This is a genomic window from Streptomyces sp. NPDC030838, from assembly GCF_055572035.1.
Window position 1 is genome coordinate 21,801 of record NZ_JBVIED010000025.1, and the last position, 13,200, is coordinate 35,000.

14 protein-coding genes (1 of these 14 cut by a window edge) are annotated in these 13,200 nt (G+C 68.5%); 10 read left to right on the top strand and 4 right to left on the bottom strand.

From position 1 onward, the window contains the following. The first annotated feature begins 171 nt into the window (after positions 1-171). The 8 genes from casA to ACZ42A_RS38505 all read left to right on the top strand — a co-directional run bounded on the left by casA (position 172) and on the right by ACZ42A_RS38505 (position 8,784). Complete coding sequence (casA, locus tag ACZ42A_RS38470; RefSeq protein ID WP_468532030.1) at positions 172-1,701, top strand: type I-E CRISPR-associated protein Cse1/CasA; 1,530 nt, start codon at positions 172-174, stop codon at positions 1,699-1,701. Between the two features lie 32 nt (positions 1,702-1,733). After that, positions 1,734-2,330, top strand: a complete 597-nt coding sequence (gene casB / locus ACZ42A_RS38475) for a type I-E CRISPR-associated protein Cse2/CasB (protein ID WP_468532031.1) — start codon at positions 1,734-1,736, stop codon at positions 2,328-2,330. Further along, positions 2,330-3,517, top strand: a complete 1,188-nt coding sequence (cas7e, locus tag ACZ42A_RS38480; protein WP_468532032.1) for a type I-E CRISPR-associated protein Cas7/Cse4/CasC — start codon at positions 2,330-2,332, stop codon at positions 3,515-3,517. The genes casB and cas7e overlap by 1 nt, the downstream gene beginning before the upstream one ends. 5 nt (positions 3,518-3,522) lie before the next feature. Continuing rightward, entirely contained in the window at positions 3,523-4,308 is a 786-nt protein-coding gene (gene cas5e / locus ACZ42A_RS38485; protein ID WP_468532042.1) for a type I-E CRISPR-associated protein Cas5/CasD, read from the top strand. A gap of 2 nt (positions 4,309-4,310) precedes the next feature. Further along, positions 4,311-4,979 carry a type I-E CRISPR-associated protein Cas6/Cse3/CasE gene (gene cas6e, locus ACZ42A_RS38490; protein ID WP_468532033.1) on the top strand — a complete coding sequence of 223 codons (669 nt, stop codon included), beginning with the start codon at positions 4,311-4,313 and terminating at the stop codon, positions 4,977-4,979. Between the two features lie 40 nt (positions 4,980-5,019). Beyond that, a complete protein-coding gene (locus ACZ42A_RS38495) occupies positions 5,020-6,675 on the top strand; it encodes a transposase (RefSeq protein WP_468532034.1) in 1,656 nt (551 codons plus the stop codon). Further along, on the top strand, positions 6,662-7,465 hold the full coding sequence (locus ACZ42A_RS38500) for an AAA family ATPase (protein ID WP_468532035.1): 804 nt from the start codon (positions 6,662-6,664) through the stop codon (positions 7,463-7,465). The genes ACZ42A_RS38495 and ACZ42A_RS38500 overlap by 14 nt, the downstream gene beginning before the upstream one ends. 638 nt (positions 7,466-8,103) lie before the next feature. After that, complete coding sequence (locus tag ACZ42A_RS38505) at positions 8,104-8,784, top strand: restriction endonuclease (protein ID WP_468532036.1); 681 nt, start codon at positions 8,104-8,106, stop codon at positions 8,782-8,784. A gap of 218 nt (positions 8,785-9,002) precedes the next feature. Here the strand turns inward: ACZ42A_RS38505 and ACZ42A_RS38510 are convergent, their stop codons facing one another. Next, positions 9,003-9,533 (bottom strand): ATP-binding protein, encoded by a 531-nt coding sequence (locus ACZ42A_RS38510; protein WP_468532037.1) that lies wholly within the window; start codon positions 9,531-9,533, stop codon positions 9,003-9,005. Between the two features lie 215 nt (positions 9,534-9,748). Between ACZ42A_RS38510 and ACZ42A_RS38515 the strand changes: the two genes are divergently transcribed. Further along, a complete protein-coding gene (locus tag ACZ42A_RS38515; RefSeq protein ID WP_468532038.1) occupies positions 9,749-9,985 on the top strand; it encodes a DUF397 domain-containing protein in 237 nt (78 codons plus the stop codon). 88 nt (positions 9,986-10,073) lie between these two features. Continuing rightward, the gene (locus ACZ42A_RS38520) at positions 10,074-10,982 is read left to right on the top strand and encodes a helix-turn-helix domain-containing protein (protein ID WP_468532039.1); all 909 of its coding nucleotides are present in this window, start codon (positions 10,074-10,076) and stop codon (positions 10,980-10,982) included. 334 nt (positions 10,983-11,316) lie between these two features. Here the strand turns inward: ACZ42A_RS38520 and ACZ42A_RS38525 are convergent, their stop codons facing one another. From ACZ42A_RS38525 to ACZ42A_RS38535, 3 genes are all read right to left on the bottom strand, one after another. After that, complete coding sequence (locus ACZ42A_RS38525; RefSeq protein WP_468532043.1) at positions 11,317-12,204, bottom strand: SAM-dependent methyltransferase; 888 nt, start codon at positions 12,202-12,204, stop codon at positions 11,317-11,319. Positions 12,205-12,283: 79 nt separating this feature from the next. Next, on the bottom strand, positions 12,284-12,847 hold the full coding sequence (locus ACZ42A_RS38530) for a sigma factor-like helix-turn-helix DNA-binding protein (protein WP_468532040.1): 564 nt from the start codon (positions 12,845-12,847) through the stop codon (positions 12,284-12,286). Positions 12,848-12,876: 29 nt separating this feature from the next. Further along, positions 12,877-13,200, bottom strand: partial view of a helix-turn-helix domain-containing protein gene (locus tag ACZ42A_RS38535; protein ID WP_468532041.1) — the 3' end only. 753 nt of this gene lie beyond the right edge of the window; only the last 324 of its 1,077 coding nucleotides appear in the window; the start codon falls outside the window, past its right edge; its stop codon occupies positions 12,877-12,879.

The window sequence follows — 13,200 nt, forward strand, 5'->3', positions numbered from 1 at the left end:
ATCCGCTGTCTCCGCAACGCCGTCCGCTTCTTCTGCCGCGCACCCCGGCCAACCGGCCTGAGGGTGCTGCGCCCGGACGCCGATTCCTCTCCAACCAGCCCTGTTCGCCCCTACCGGTCTCTGGCCTGCCCCTGTCTGCTGGGCCATACGAGCGAGAAGGGCACGTTCGTTATGCCGCCGAGTTATCCCATCGACCTCCGCCCCTGCATTCCGGTGCGTTGCGGCACCCGCACCAACTACACCGGTCTGCGCACACTGCTAGTCAACGCTCACCGCATCGACGACCTGGCCCTGCCGCTGCCGCCCGCCCAGTCCGCCCTCTACCGGGTCCTCGCGGCGATCTGCGCCCGCGTCACCGGCCTCGACGACCCCGATCTGCCGATCCAGGACTGGCTGGAGCACCGCACGAAACTGCTGACACGCACGGACGGCTTCGAACCCGTTGCGGTACACGCCTACTTCGACACCTACGACTTCGACCTGTTCCATCCCCTCCACCCGTGGTGGCAGGACCCAGCGCTGGCCACGCAGTGCTCCAAACGCAGCGGAATCAACGCCCTCGTCTACGGCCGCCCGGCCGGGAACAACCTGGCCTGGTTCAACGGCAGTCACACCGACACCCACCCCCAGCCCCTGCCTGCACGAGAAGCGCTGTGGAACCTGCTCGCCTACCACTACTACGGGCCCTCGGGACGGTGCACACCCCGGCAAGTCGGCCTGCTCAGCAGCGGTCAGATGCAGGCCGGCCCGCTACGTTCAACCGTCTCCTTCCACCCTCGCGGCCGCACCCTGTACGAGACCCTGCTGCTGCACCTGGTGCCCTACCGCGGCGAAGGCCAGGACCGAGAAGCCGACGCCTGCCCCTGGGAACAGCCCCAGGCACCGGACCCGGTGCACGTGCTGCCCGACATGACCTGGCCTGGCCGGCTGCTGACCGGCCGCTCCGTGCACGCGGCGCTGCTGGTCCCCGACACCGACGGCGAGCTCGTCACCGACGCCTATCTGACCTGGGCCACCCGGCACCCCGCCCTGGAGGCCACCGACCCCTACCTCGTCTACGACCTCGACCCCAAGGCGCCGGCCGACCGCCGCCGCAGCCCGCGCCGCGCGAACGCCGACCGCGCCGTGTGGCGGGAGCTGGACGCCCTGCTGCTCGCCGGCGACGAACACCGGCCCGGATGCCGACCCGAGGCGTTCACCACCCTCAACAGCCTCCCGGCGCCGGTCCGCGCCCAGCTGCGCGTGTGGGTATGTGGCTTCGACCAGGACGGCAAAGTCAACAACCGGATCTGGTACACCGCACTCACCCCGAACATCTGGTTGTGGGCCCAGGAACACGATGCGGCCAAGGCGACCCGGCTCGCGGAGTGCCGCGCCGCCGCCGAAAGCCTGGCCGCAGCCCTGCACAAGGCGACCGACCGTGCCTGGAAGGAGACCACCAACCGCACCGCGCGGCCCGGCCGCCGCCAAACGGGCAGCAGCCTATGGCCGCGCCAGGCCCTGGCCGCCTACTGGCCGCGGGCCGAACGCGCCTTCTGGCAGCTGATCCACGATGACCGGCCCGCACACGGGGTGTTCGCCGCCGAAGCCATCCGCGCCCTGCAGCAGGCCACCGGCCCGGCCGTGAACCACTTCCGCGCCGCCGGCCCCGCCCTGGCCTGCGCCGTGCACGCGCTGCGGATCGCGGGCGCGGCCCCCTAGCGACACCCGACGACAGCCGACAGGGGATCCCCGTGCCCACTCCCACTCTTGACGATCGCCGCCGGCACTACGACGCCTTCGTCACCCATGTCCGCGACCTGTGCCGCACCCCGCGTATCCGCCACCTGCTGGAAGACGGCCGCGGCCGCCCCGTCGACCAATGCCCGGATATGGACAGATACCTCATCAAACACTCCAGCCGTTTCGGCGCACAGCGTGCCCACTACACGATCGCCTCCCTGATCGCCATGCACCGCCCCGTACCGGACTGGACACCCCCGACCCCGCTGGGCGTCCCGGACGAAGTCGACGACACCACCACCCGCGAGGCGCTCGCCTGGGAACGGCGTCCCAACCTCGGCCTCACCCTCGCCCAAGCCGCCACCACCCACCCGCATGCCGCCTCCGGCCTGGACAACGACCTACGCATCCTGGGCTTCCTCTCCACCGACCAGCTCCACCGCCGCCTGCCCCACCTCATCGGACACCTGCTGAAACTCGACGCCGAGCCGGACTTCGCTGTGCTGCTAGGCGACCTCGCCCAATGGACCTGGGCCCGCGCACAGGTCACCAGCCGCTGGCGCCACGCCTTCTACCGCCTCCTCCCCGACACTCTCATGGAGCCGTGATGCACAACAGCTACCTCGACCTGCACGCCCTCCAGCACTACGCGCCCTCCTGCCTGAACCGGGGCGAATACAACGAACCCAAGACCCTGACCATCGGCAACGCCCTGCGCGCCACGGTCAGCTCACAGAACCAGAGACGGAACTGGCGCCTGGAGCTCGAAGCCGAACTCGGCGAACCGTCCGCCCGCACCCGCATGCTCCCGCCCCGCGTCGCGCAGGCACTGCGCGCGGCCGGGTGGCCCGAGGACCTGGCCCACTTCGCCGCCGGACAGATCGCCCGCTCCGCCACGCCCAAAGGCCTGGACACCAACCCGAAAGAAGGCCACCGCACCCAGGCCATGCTCCTGGTCGCCGCCAACTCCATCGTCGACGACCTCACCGCCCTGTGCACCAGCCACCGCGCCGCCCTGGAAAAAGGCCTGGCCCAGCTCCTGGCCGCCCAGAACAAGCCCCAGGACCAAAACAAGAGCTCGACCAGAAAACCGCCGCCCGCGGTCCTGCCCGCCGAGAACGTGGCTTCCTGCCTGACCCGCCGCACCGCCACCATCAGCCTCTTCGGCCGCATGCTTGCCGGCCTCAACGACGCCGACGTCACCTCAGCCGTCCAGACCGCACCCGCCTTCACCACCCACAGCAGCGACCTGCAACCCGACTTCTTCACTGCCGTCGAGGACTGGCCGGCCCCAGGTGACCACGGCAGCGCCCACCTGGACACCGCCTTCCTCACCACCGGTGTCTTCTACCGGTTCACCACCGTCAACCTCACCGACCTGACCCGCAACCTCGACGGCGACCAGGACCAAGCCCTGCGCCTGCTGGGCCTGTTCATCCGCGCCTTCATCATGACCGTGCCACCGGCCAAGAAGACCTCCACCGCCCCGCACACCGTGCCCGACCTGGTCGCCTACGCCGTACGCGACCGCCGCCCCGTCACCTACGCCGGGGCCTTCGAACAGCCCGTCAAAGCTGCCCCCCACGGCGGCTACCTCGCCCCCAGCTACCACGCCCTCGACGCCCACGCCGGCATCCTGAACCGGCTGATCGGCGAGGCCAACCTCATCGGCCACGGCTACGCCACCGCCCAGCCCGGCGACGCTGCGAACCTCGGCACCCGCCGAGACAGCTTCGACGACCTGATCGACGCAGCAATGAACACCGTTCACCGACACCCCGCGGCCGCGGCGTGAGCGGCATGCTGCTGCGCCTGGCCGGCCCGCTCGCCTCCTACGGCACCAGCGCCGCATTCCACGACCGCGACACCACCGCACACCCCACCCGTTCCGCCCTGATCGGCATGTTCGCCGCGTGCGCCGGACGCCAACGCTCCCACGCCCTCGCCCCGTTCACCGACCTGCCCGGACAACCTTCCTATCAGGACCTGATCTTCACCGTGCGTGTCGACCGGCCCGGCACCCCCCACACCGACTTCCACACCGTCGGCGGCGGATACCCCCGCGACCAGCAGCTGCACACCAGCAACGGCAACCGTCGCCCCGAAGCCGAATCCACTCTCGTCTCCCGCCGCCACTACCTCGCCGACGCCGTCTTCACCGTCGCCGTCACCGGCCCCACCCCCCTGCTCCAAACCATCGCCCACCACCTCGAGCACCCCCGCTACGCCCCTTACCTCGGCCGACGCGCCTGCATCCCCACCGAACCCCTCGTCCTGGCCACCGCCGTCCCCGACCCGGTCGACGAACTCCACCACCGCGTCCCACTCAGCCTCGCCCGCCCGCCCCGCCCCGGCGCTGACACCGTCGCCGTCGACTTCATCCTCGAACACCCCCCACCCGACCCAGCCGCCGTCACCGCGCACTACGAACTGTGCGACCAACCACAGGACTTCACCACAGGCCAGCGCCGCCACCACCTGCGCAGCCTGTGGCGCACCACCCGCCACCTGCCCGCCACCCTCTACGCCGGCCCTCGCCCCCTGGACACGCTCGCCACCTACATGACCTACATGCACCCGGAGTAGTCATGACCCCCACCGCCACGCTCACCCGCATCCGCCTCAACCCCGCCAGCCGAGCCGTGCGCCGAGACCTGGCCGACCGCGTCCAACTCCACAAAACCCTCATGCGCCTTACCCCCGGCACGCCCAGCCCTCACCCGCGCCTCGACGCCGGCCTCCTCTTCCGCCTCGAAGCGGACGCCCGCCAGCCCACCCTGCTCATCCAAACCACCCAACCCCCCAACCTCGCCGGACTGCCCGCCCACTACGGCACAACCGAAACCCGCGACCTCACCCCCATGCTGGGCGCCCTGCAACCGGGCCTGCGCGTGCGCTACCGCATCACCGCCGCCCCGGTCCGCCACATCCCCGCCACGCCCTACGGCACACGCCCCGACGGCACCCTCCTCCGCAGGCGCGGCACCCCCACCGCCCTCCACGGCAACGAAGCCCTGGCCTGGTGGCAGCGCCGCGCCACCGCCGCCGGCCTCGCCCTCGAAGAGGCCACCCTCACCCCGCGCACCTTCGAACGCCCCCCACGGTCCACCCGCACGCCAGGCCTCAACCACCACCTGAACCAGTTTGACGGGTACGCCCGCATCACCGACGCCCGGCTCCTTGCCGGGGCCGTCTGCCGCGGCATCGGCCGCGCCCAGGCTTACGGCGCCGGCCTGCTCAGCCTCGCCCCCGCCTAACCACCCAGCCGCCCACACAATCCCGAATGACCACCCGCCCATGACTGCCTCGCCACAACCACGCCAGGACGGCGTGCGCCGGGAAGCCGTCCGGCGCCTGATGTTCCTCGCCCAGCACAACAGCCTCCACACCGACCACATCCGCACAGTCGCCGAGGCCTTCGAAGTCCACCCCCGCACAGTACGGCGCTGGATGGACAACGCCCGCACCCACGACGGCCGCTACACCCCCCACCGCCGGCCCCGCTTCACCCTCACCCAGCCCATGCGCGATGCCGTCGCCCGCTGGTGCGGCAACGTCGCCGCCGCCTACCGCGAACTGGAAAAGGAGGGCCGCCTCGGCAGCCCGCCCATCTCCTACGCCACGTTCCACCGCGCCGTGACCACGCACTACAGTCCCGGTTTCCTCGCCGGGCTGCGGGGCGGGGAGCACGCACGCCGCACCTTCGACGTCTACCTCGAGCGGCCGCCCGGACACCGCAACGAGGCATGGGAGGCCGACCACGTCGAAGCCAGCCTCTGGGTCAACGTCAGCGGCCACCGCCGCAAGCCCTGGATCACCTGGTTCGTGGACTGCGCCACCGACGCCATCTGCGGCCTGAGCGTCTCCGCCCAATTCCCCAGCCGCGAAAACGTCCTCATTGCCGCCCGCGCCGCCCTGCAACGCGGCGGGGAATTCGGCCCCTTCGGCGGCGTTCCCGGCCTGGTCCGCGTCGACGGCGGCAAAGACTTCCTGTGCGCCAGCGTGGAAGCAGCCCTAGGTGTCTTCGGCGTCCGCCGCATCGATCTGCCCCCATACCACCCCTGGCTCAAAGGCACGGTCGAGGCCGTCAACGAAGCAATCAAGCAGACGCTCTTCGCCGGCCTCCCCGGATACACCGAAGCCCCCCGCACCAGCCGCCGCACCCGCATCGACCCCGACGAAGAACTCCTGACCTACCAGGCCTTCGTACGCAAGGTTGTCGAATGGGTCCGCGAGTGGAACTACGACCACATCCTGGCCAAACAGCAGCGCACCCCCAACCAGCTCTGGCACGACGACCTCACCCCCATCTACGACGTCGACCCCGCCGAACTGCACACATACACCCTCGAACTGCACGGCCAGCCGCTGACCATCAACCAAAACGGTGTCCACTGGGGCAAACGCCACTACATCGCCCCCTACATGCAGGGCCGCAAAGGCGACAAGGTCCTGCTGCGCTACATGCCCCACCACTACCGCCACGTCGAGCTCTACGACGCCAAAGACGGCACCTACCTGGGCCCGGCCACCCTGCAGAACGCCGCCACCGACGAACAACGACGCGAAGTGCGGCGCGCCGCCGCCCGCGAAGCCAGCCGCCTGCGCACCGCCCTGCACAAAGCCGAACGCCAGCGCCGGGAACGTTTCGAAGCCGACACCGTCCCCACCAACCCCCGACCCGTCAGCGACCTCACCCAGCAACAGGCCGAGGAACTGCTCGACGGCCACCGGCACGAGGAAGCCGCCCGCGAAGCCCGCCCCGACCTCGCCCCTCTGCCCGAGCCCTCCGCCTCATGGCAGCCCTCCGGCAACGACACCGCACCCCAGCCCACCCCTGCGGACGACGACTCCCACCCCGTCCTCCCGACGCTGCCCGACCCCTCACCCTCCTGGCACCCGCCCCCTACCCCCTCCACCCACACCGAGGAGATGCCGGATGCCCCTGATTGACACCACCGTCCCGCCCAGTGGCCACTACCTCGGTCTGACCGGCGCCCGCCTGATGCCCACTATTGCCTCCCGGCTGACCCAGCGGCACCTGAGAACAGCCATCAAGGCCCGCGCCATGGTCTGCATCCACGGCGACGTCGGCCTGGGCAAGACCCTCGCCGTCAACACCAACCTGCGGGACCTCGCCCCGGACAAGACGCTCTGGCTCGAATGCCGCAAGGGCGCCACCCTCACCGCACTGTGCTCTGCCCTGTTCCGCGCGCTGGACCTGCCCGGCGAACCACCAGCCCAGGTCGACGACTGCGATCCTGCACTCAGGAAGGCCCTGGCCACCCAGCACCGCGTGCTGGTCTGCGACGAAGCACAAGGACTGTCCAAACAAGCCCTGGACTACCTGCGCGCCCTGTGGGACGACAAGAACACCCAGCTCACCCTAGTCTTCGTCGGCGGGGAGAACTGCCTCCAGCGCATCCGCAGCCGACCCGCCCTGTTCTCCCGGATCGCCCTCTTCCAGCAGTACCAGCCGCTCACCCCCGACGAGATCCTTGCGATCCTCCCCGGCTACCACGCCCTGTGGAAAGACGTCGCACCCCCCGACCTGCTCTGGGTCAACGACGTCGTGTGCCACGGCAACTTCCGCAACTGGGCCAAGATCACCTTCCATATCCAGGAAGCACTTCAAGAACAGCCCACTGCCTCCTGGTTCAGCCGCGACACCGTCCGCATGATTCTCAGCTACCTCGACTCGAGCATCCGCAGCCAGCCCAGCGCGCCGGGAGGCTACTTGTAGAAACACGCACCCGACGACGCCGTGGACAGCGGACCAGGAAGCAGAACACAAGACCCATACCCCAATGTCTTGGAGGCCCTGGCCGGTTCGAAGTTCCCTGCCCCTCGTGCACTCCGACTGCTTTTCGCCAATCCCTACTCGCGGTCTGCCAAGGGTGACTGGAGACGAATCCGCAGATCACAGATGCCCGAGGCGGCACCTTCTGAGACCTGGCGGGCGGCAGCAGAGGCCGCGAGGGAGCTAACGAAGCGCGTTCAACGAGGTCAGTTGCCATGAGCGCCGTGGTCTCACCACTGGACGACACTCGTGGCGCGATGACACCGCGGTCCGGCCCGATGCCGCGCTGATCCGCCAGTGCTTGTCAGTACCCGCTGCTACACCCATTGCTGGGGGCCGTGCCCTGCGGCCCGCTGACGGGAGGAAAGCATGCCGAACGCACCAGAAGGGTTCCACCACGTTCGCGCACACATCCGCCGCAACCCGAAGCCGCGCAGCGCGAAGCGGATGAGCGGCTGGATGATCGCCGGCGTAGTGGCAGGTGTCTGGTTGTGGGGACAGTTATTCGGCTTCGGAGAGGCGACGCCTTCAACCCCTCCAGCAGATCCGAAGCCGGCGTCCTCCGCAGCGGCCGACCACTGATGGGACGGCAGGGAGTGCGGCTGCGCCGCCCGCGTGGTGCCGCCGAGACGGGCTCGGCAGTTGTCGTCGCGCTGGCCGTGGTCGTCCTGGTTGCCCGGACGGCTGCCGCGGCCGTTGACATAGTGAAAAGCGCCTGGCCAGTACTGCCGACCCTCGCCGTCCTTGCAGGCGTCGTCGGCGCTTGGCGGATCAGACAGGCGGCCGCGACGCGGCGCCGGGATAGAGAGCGGCTGGCCACCCTCCGTGTCACCCTCGCCGAGTTCGACGCCATGGACGACCAGAGCTTCGAGAACACCCTGCGGGATCTGCTCGTCCGTGACGGCTGGTCGGCTAGAAGGGTCGGGGGCGGCGGCGATCAGGCGGCTGACGTCATCGGTGAACACGCTCAACGCGGTCGGATCGTCGTACAGGCCAAGCACACCCGCGTCGGCGGAAAGGTCGGGTCATCGGTGATGTACGCGGTGAATGGAACAGCCGGCCCGGCCCACAAAGCCGACCACGCTGTCGTCGTCACCAACGGCACCTTCACCCGCGACGCCATGGCATGGGGCGATCGCCATGGCGTCCACTGGATCGACCGAGAGAAGTTGCGGCGCTGGGCCGAGACCGGAGCTGCGCTGCACGACCTCCTGGGACTGTCCGCACGCGCCCGCTCCAGCCGGCTCAAGCGCGTGGCCTGACCAACAGATCCCTATCGCCACTGTCTGGAGCCGATGAAGACGGTCCTTGATCCGACACTCAAGCTCTTGCTCCACATCGCCCTGGCGCTGACCGTCGGCACGATTGCTTACGACACGCCGACAGAGGCCGCCGGTAGATCTGCCCGGCCCCGAGACCATGCGAAGGACATCAGTCTCGCACGCCGCGATGCCGTACTTGATCCATGGCTCTTGAAAGGTCAGCGTCGCGGTGCGGTGATGCGGGCCCAGACGGTCTTTCCGCCGGCGGTCGTGGCATAGCCCCATTGATCGGCGAGGGCCGCCACGACGAACAGCCCCCGGCCTCGGTCCGCCAAATACACCGGGTCGAGGGGCGATGGGGGAGCGGAGCTGGGATCGGCTACGGCACACACGACGGTGTTACCGGTGTGGGCAATGCCAAGCCATGCCCTCGCGTGTGCTTCACCGGGTCCGGCCAATGCATGCTGCACAGCGTTGGTGGCGAGCTCGTTGACCACGGTGGTCAGGTCGTCGGCGAGTGTCAGCAGCCCCCAGGCGCTGGTGGTCTCGTGGATGAAGCGGCGGACGCTTTTCAGACTTCCCGGATCGGAGGTGAAGGCGCGGGCGGCGAAGTCGGCCGTGCTGATTCCCAGAGCAAGTCCCCAGTCCAGGGTGTCTGGTGATGTCAGGGAGGCATCCCCGACAGACGATCGCTCCGAGGATGCGATCGTCTTTTCGATTCCTGTCGTGCCGATCAGTGCTGCTGCCACGTGTGCTGTCACTGTTCATCCCCCCGAAAGACGTCCAGTTCAGGGGCCGCGGAACGATGCCCCGGCTGGTTAGTATCCGCCTCACCCCGGCCTGGATGCAATTGCATCGGTGACTTGCATCCGAACGTGAAGGCTGGGGAACGCTTGTACCTGACAAGCGGAAATGCCGTGACCGGAAATGAGAGAAAGCCAGACAGATTTGAAAGAAGGCGAACATGATGCACATTGTCAATGGTGTCTCGGCGGGCCTGCTGCACGACGTGACGTGGCTGAAGAGCCGCCACAGCACAGCGGACGGCAACTGCGTCGAGGTTGCCTTACTGGCCGGAGGTGACGTCGCAGTGCGCAACTCACGAGACCCGCACGGCCCCGCGCTGGTGTACACACAGGCCGAGATCGCGGCCTTCATCGCGGGGGTGAAGGACGGCGAGTTCGACCTGATCGCCAAGTAACGCCAGCCAGGAACAGCCCAATTGACGTCCTTCTTGGGCGGCATCCTGCGAAACTGACGCTCGTCGTCAGCCCTTCACAGGAGACCCCATGCCCACGCTCCGCCCGATCGACGTAGCAACGCTCGAGTACTACCTCGCCGTCTCCGCGCGCAGCCCGATAGCAGTACGCCTAGTGCTGGGGCATCTCCTGCGCACCCTGCGCAAGGAAGCCGGGATCCACGCGGAGGCGGCCGGCCGCTTCATCCGCGGCTCGGAAGCCAAGATCTCCCGCATGGAACGCGCGCAGGTCACGTGCAAACACAGCGATGTGATGGACCTGCTCAGCTACTATGGCGTCACCGATCCGCAACTCCTCGAGCACTTCGCAGAGATGGTGCGCATCGCCCGCCAGCCCGGCTGGTGGCACCGCTTCGACGGAGTCCTGCCGGACTGGGCCGGCAAGCTGATCGGCCTGCAAGAAGCGGCCTCCGCAATCCGCACCTACGAGGTGCAACTAGTGCCAGGGCTACTGCAGACGGCCGCCTACACAGAAGCAGTCGTGCGCCAGGCCTACCCACTGGCCATGCAGGACGAAGTCGACGACCGTGTGCAGCTGCGCAAGATCCGCCAGAGCCTCCTCGCCCGCCACGACGCACCCCACCTATGGGCCGTCCTCGACGAAGCCGTGCTGCGCCGACCCATGGGCGGCAGCCAGGTCATGCGTGATCAGCTGATCCACCTGATCGAAATGTCACAGCTCGACCACATCACGGTGCAGATCGCCCCGTTCAACCGCCCGGGCTGCATCGCAGGCGGGTTTCCCATAACCCACTTGCGTTTCGATCTCCCCGCTCTGCCCGATATTGTCTACCTTGAGCAACTGCGTGATGCTGAATACCTTGACAAGCCTGAGGAGACCCAGCACTACCGCAGCGTTCTGGATGGCCTGTCCCACGCCGCACTTTCACCACAGGACAGCATCAATCTGCTTGAGCAGACCCTCAGCCACCTCATCTGAAGTTCGTGCGTCACCCCGGCGGCCGGGGCCATCGCCGGTGGTCAACGGCGAACTGTCCTGTCAGGCTGCCACCGAGGCCGCGTCGCCGCCCAACTCCGCAGTCCCACACCACTGTGTCCGGGACTCATCGCGGCCGACCACGCGGGATGAAGACACGGCCACATCGCAGTCGTCCACGCTGCCCCCATCGCCCACGGGGCCAGCTCCGAAGCCGAATGCGACGATCGTCTCCAACGCGGCGGCACCTGATTGCGGAGGGACGTGCACCCTTCCGACACCCACTTGGCAAGCCGTCGTCTGACGATCGGGAACAGCCGAGCAGCCCACCACAGAGTCAGCGCACCGCGGCTACTGCGCCGTACTCCGCCCATGCCAGACCGCCGGCTGCGGCCACGCGGTCGCTACCCGGCCGCCACTGGGAGATATCGACCAGACCCGGAGCGAGAAGAGGCAGAGCGCCGAAAAACGACGCGATCTCCTCGCGTCGCCGAACCTGCCCCCACTGCCCCCCAGCTGCTCGACGCAGAACGGCGTCAGCCAGCCGGCGAACGTGGGCATCCTCACTGACCAGCTGGCTGGCGACGATGAAACTTCCCGGCGCTAACATTCGGGCCGCCTGCTCCAGAACCCAAGCCGGGTCGTCCGGTTCCGCGATCGTGTGCAGCAGGGACACGAACATCGCTGCCACCGGCCGCCTGATGTCGATCAGCCTGCGCACTTCCGGCTGGACCAGCAGATACCCCGCCTGCAGCGGACTGGCACGCCTCACCAGAGTGCGCCGCCGGTCCTCCCACAACGCCCGGCAGTGCACGAGCGCCAACGAGTCGTCGTCGGCATAGATGACGCGTGAGCGTGCATCGATGCCCTGAGCGATCTGATGCACCCCCAGGCGTGTGGGCAGCCCTGTACCGAAGACCACAAACTGGCGCACTCCGTGCTCCCGCGCCAGATAGCTGGTCACCCTGAGCAGAAACCGGTGTGCAGCCACGGCTACAGCCTGCGCGGAAGGAGTGATCTGCAAGAGCTGCTCGCACGCCGCACGGTCGGCGGCATAGTGATCCTTCCCGCCCAGCAGGTAGTTGTTCATCCGCGCAAGATTCGGCAGTGCGACGTCGAGGACGTCCCACTGCGGCACTCGTCCGCGGTCCAATGCGGCACCCCACCCCGTCCTGGCACCCGCAGCACGCTCCGTGCTGCAGGCACCCCATGGTAGGAAGGCCACGCCCAACTGTGATGGTTCTCCGCAGAATCACTCACCAGCGGTCAGAAGTGCGCTACAGCAAGGACACGGTGGACAGCTGTCACCGGCGCACGCGTCCCGCCGCCGGCTGCGCCCCCGCAGGCCCGGTGGGAGCCGCTGTCAGCTCGCCGGGCAGCACCCGCTGAGCCATCCGCAACTGGGAGGCGACCGCCGGCGGCTCAATCCCCATCAACTCGGCGGCTTGGTCGTCGCTCAGGCGGAGCCGGCAGCGCAAGATGACCACATCGGCCTGCGCGGGAGGCAGAACCTGATGCACCCTGTCCACCGACCGCGCAGCCGATGCCTTGCGGCCTCGCAGAGCCGAGGAGATCAAGGCGTCCAGTAGCCTCCACGCCACGGCCGCCGGACAGGGACTGCTGATGACCGATGGCCAGATCGTGGCGAGATTACCTAAGGCCGCCTGGACGACCTGCTGGCTCATCCACGCATCCTGCACCCGCTCTCGCGTGTAACGCAGGTAGCTCTCCTGATGAAGCAGGCAGAACGCTGTGTACTCCAGCGGCAAGACCAGTTCGATCGCCGGTTGCGGGACTTCCTCGGGGGCTTGCCGGGGACAGGACGCCCGCACCGGCAGGTGGCTGCAGCGTTGCGAGGACACGAACATGGCACCTCCTCCTTCGGGCGTGGACAGCGTCAGGTGGACTCAATACGTTGGGCAGGGAGCTGCCGGGGCCCCTCTTCGGGGTCCAGACAGAGCAGGAACGTGTAGTGGACGGCTTCCCACAGCGGCCGAACATCTGCAGGCCAGCCCCCCAGAGCGGTGACCAGCGCTGACGTCTGCTCCCAGCCGGGGACCATCACGCCGCCGAGGATCTCGCTGATCGCCTGGGCGGTCAGCACGTTGTGCGACGCCTTGCGGATCGCCCCCGGCTTCGGGCGTCCAGCAGCCAGGTGCAGACCGCGCAGCGCTGCCTGCAGGCGCGCCAGCGCGTCCGGAATGGCGTGCCGGGCAGGCTG

What these genes read in the sequence shown, in the direction of transcription:
- ACZ42A_RS38520 (WP_468532039.1), top strand. Translation starts at nt 10,074, where the DNA reads ATGCCCACGCTCCGCCCGATCGACGTAGCAACGCTCGAGTACTACCTC.
- ACZ42A_RS38505 (WP_468532036.1), top strand. Translation starts at nt 8,104, where the DNA reads ATGGGACGGCAGGGAGTGCGGCTGCGCCGCCCGCGTGGTGCCGCCGAG.
- ACZ42A_RS38500 (WP_468532035.1), top strand. Translation starts at nt 6,662, where the DNA reads ATGCCCCTGATTGACACCACCGTCCCGCCCAGTGGCCACTACCTCGGT.
- ACZ42A_RS38495 (WP_468532034.1), top strand. Translation starts at nt 5,020, where the DNA reads ATGACTGCCTCGCCACAACCACGCCAGGACGGCGTGCGCCGGGAAGCC.
- ACZ42A_RS38530 (WP_468532040.1), bottom strand. Translation starts at nt 12,847, where the DNA reads ATGTTCGTGTCCTCGCAACGCTGCAGCCACCTGCCGGTGCGGGCGTCC.
- casA (WP_468532030.1), top strand. Translation starts at nt 172, where the DNA reads ATGCCGCCGAGTTATCCCATCGACCTCCGCCCCTGCATTCCGGTGCGT.
- ACZ42A_RS38515 (WP_468532038.1), top strand. Translation starts at nt 9,749, where the DNA reads ATGATGCACATTGTCAATGGTGTCTCGGCGGGCCTGCTGCACGACGTG.
- cas6e (WP_468532033.1), top strand. Translation starts at nt 4,311, where the DNA reads ATGACCCCCACCGCCACGCTCACCCGCATCCGCCTCAACCCCGCCAGC.
- cas5e (WP_468532042.1), top strand. Translation starts at nt 3,523, where the DNA reads ATGCTGCTGCGCCTGGCCGGCCCGCTCGCCTCCTACGGCACCAGCGCC.
- cas7e (WP_468532032.1), top strand. Translation starts at nt 2,330, where the DNA reads ATGCACAACAGCTACCTCGACCTGCACGCCCTCCAGCACTACGCGCCC.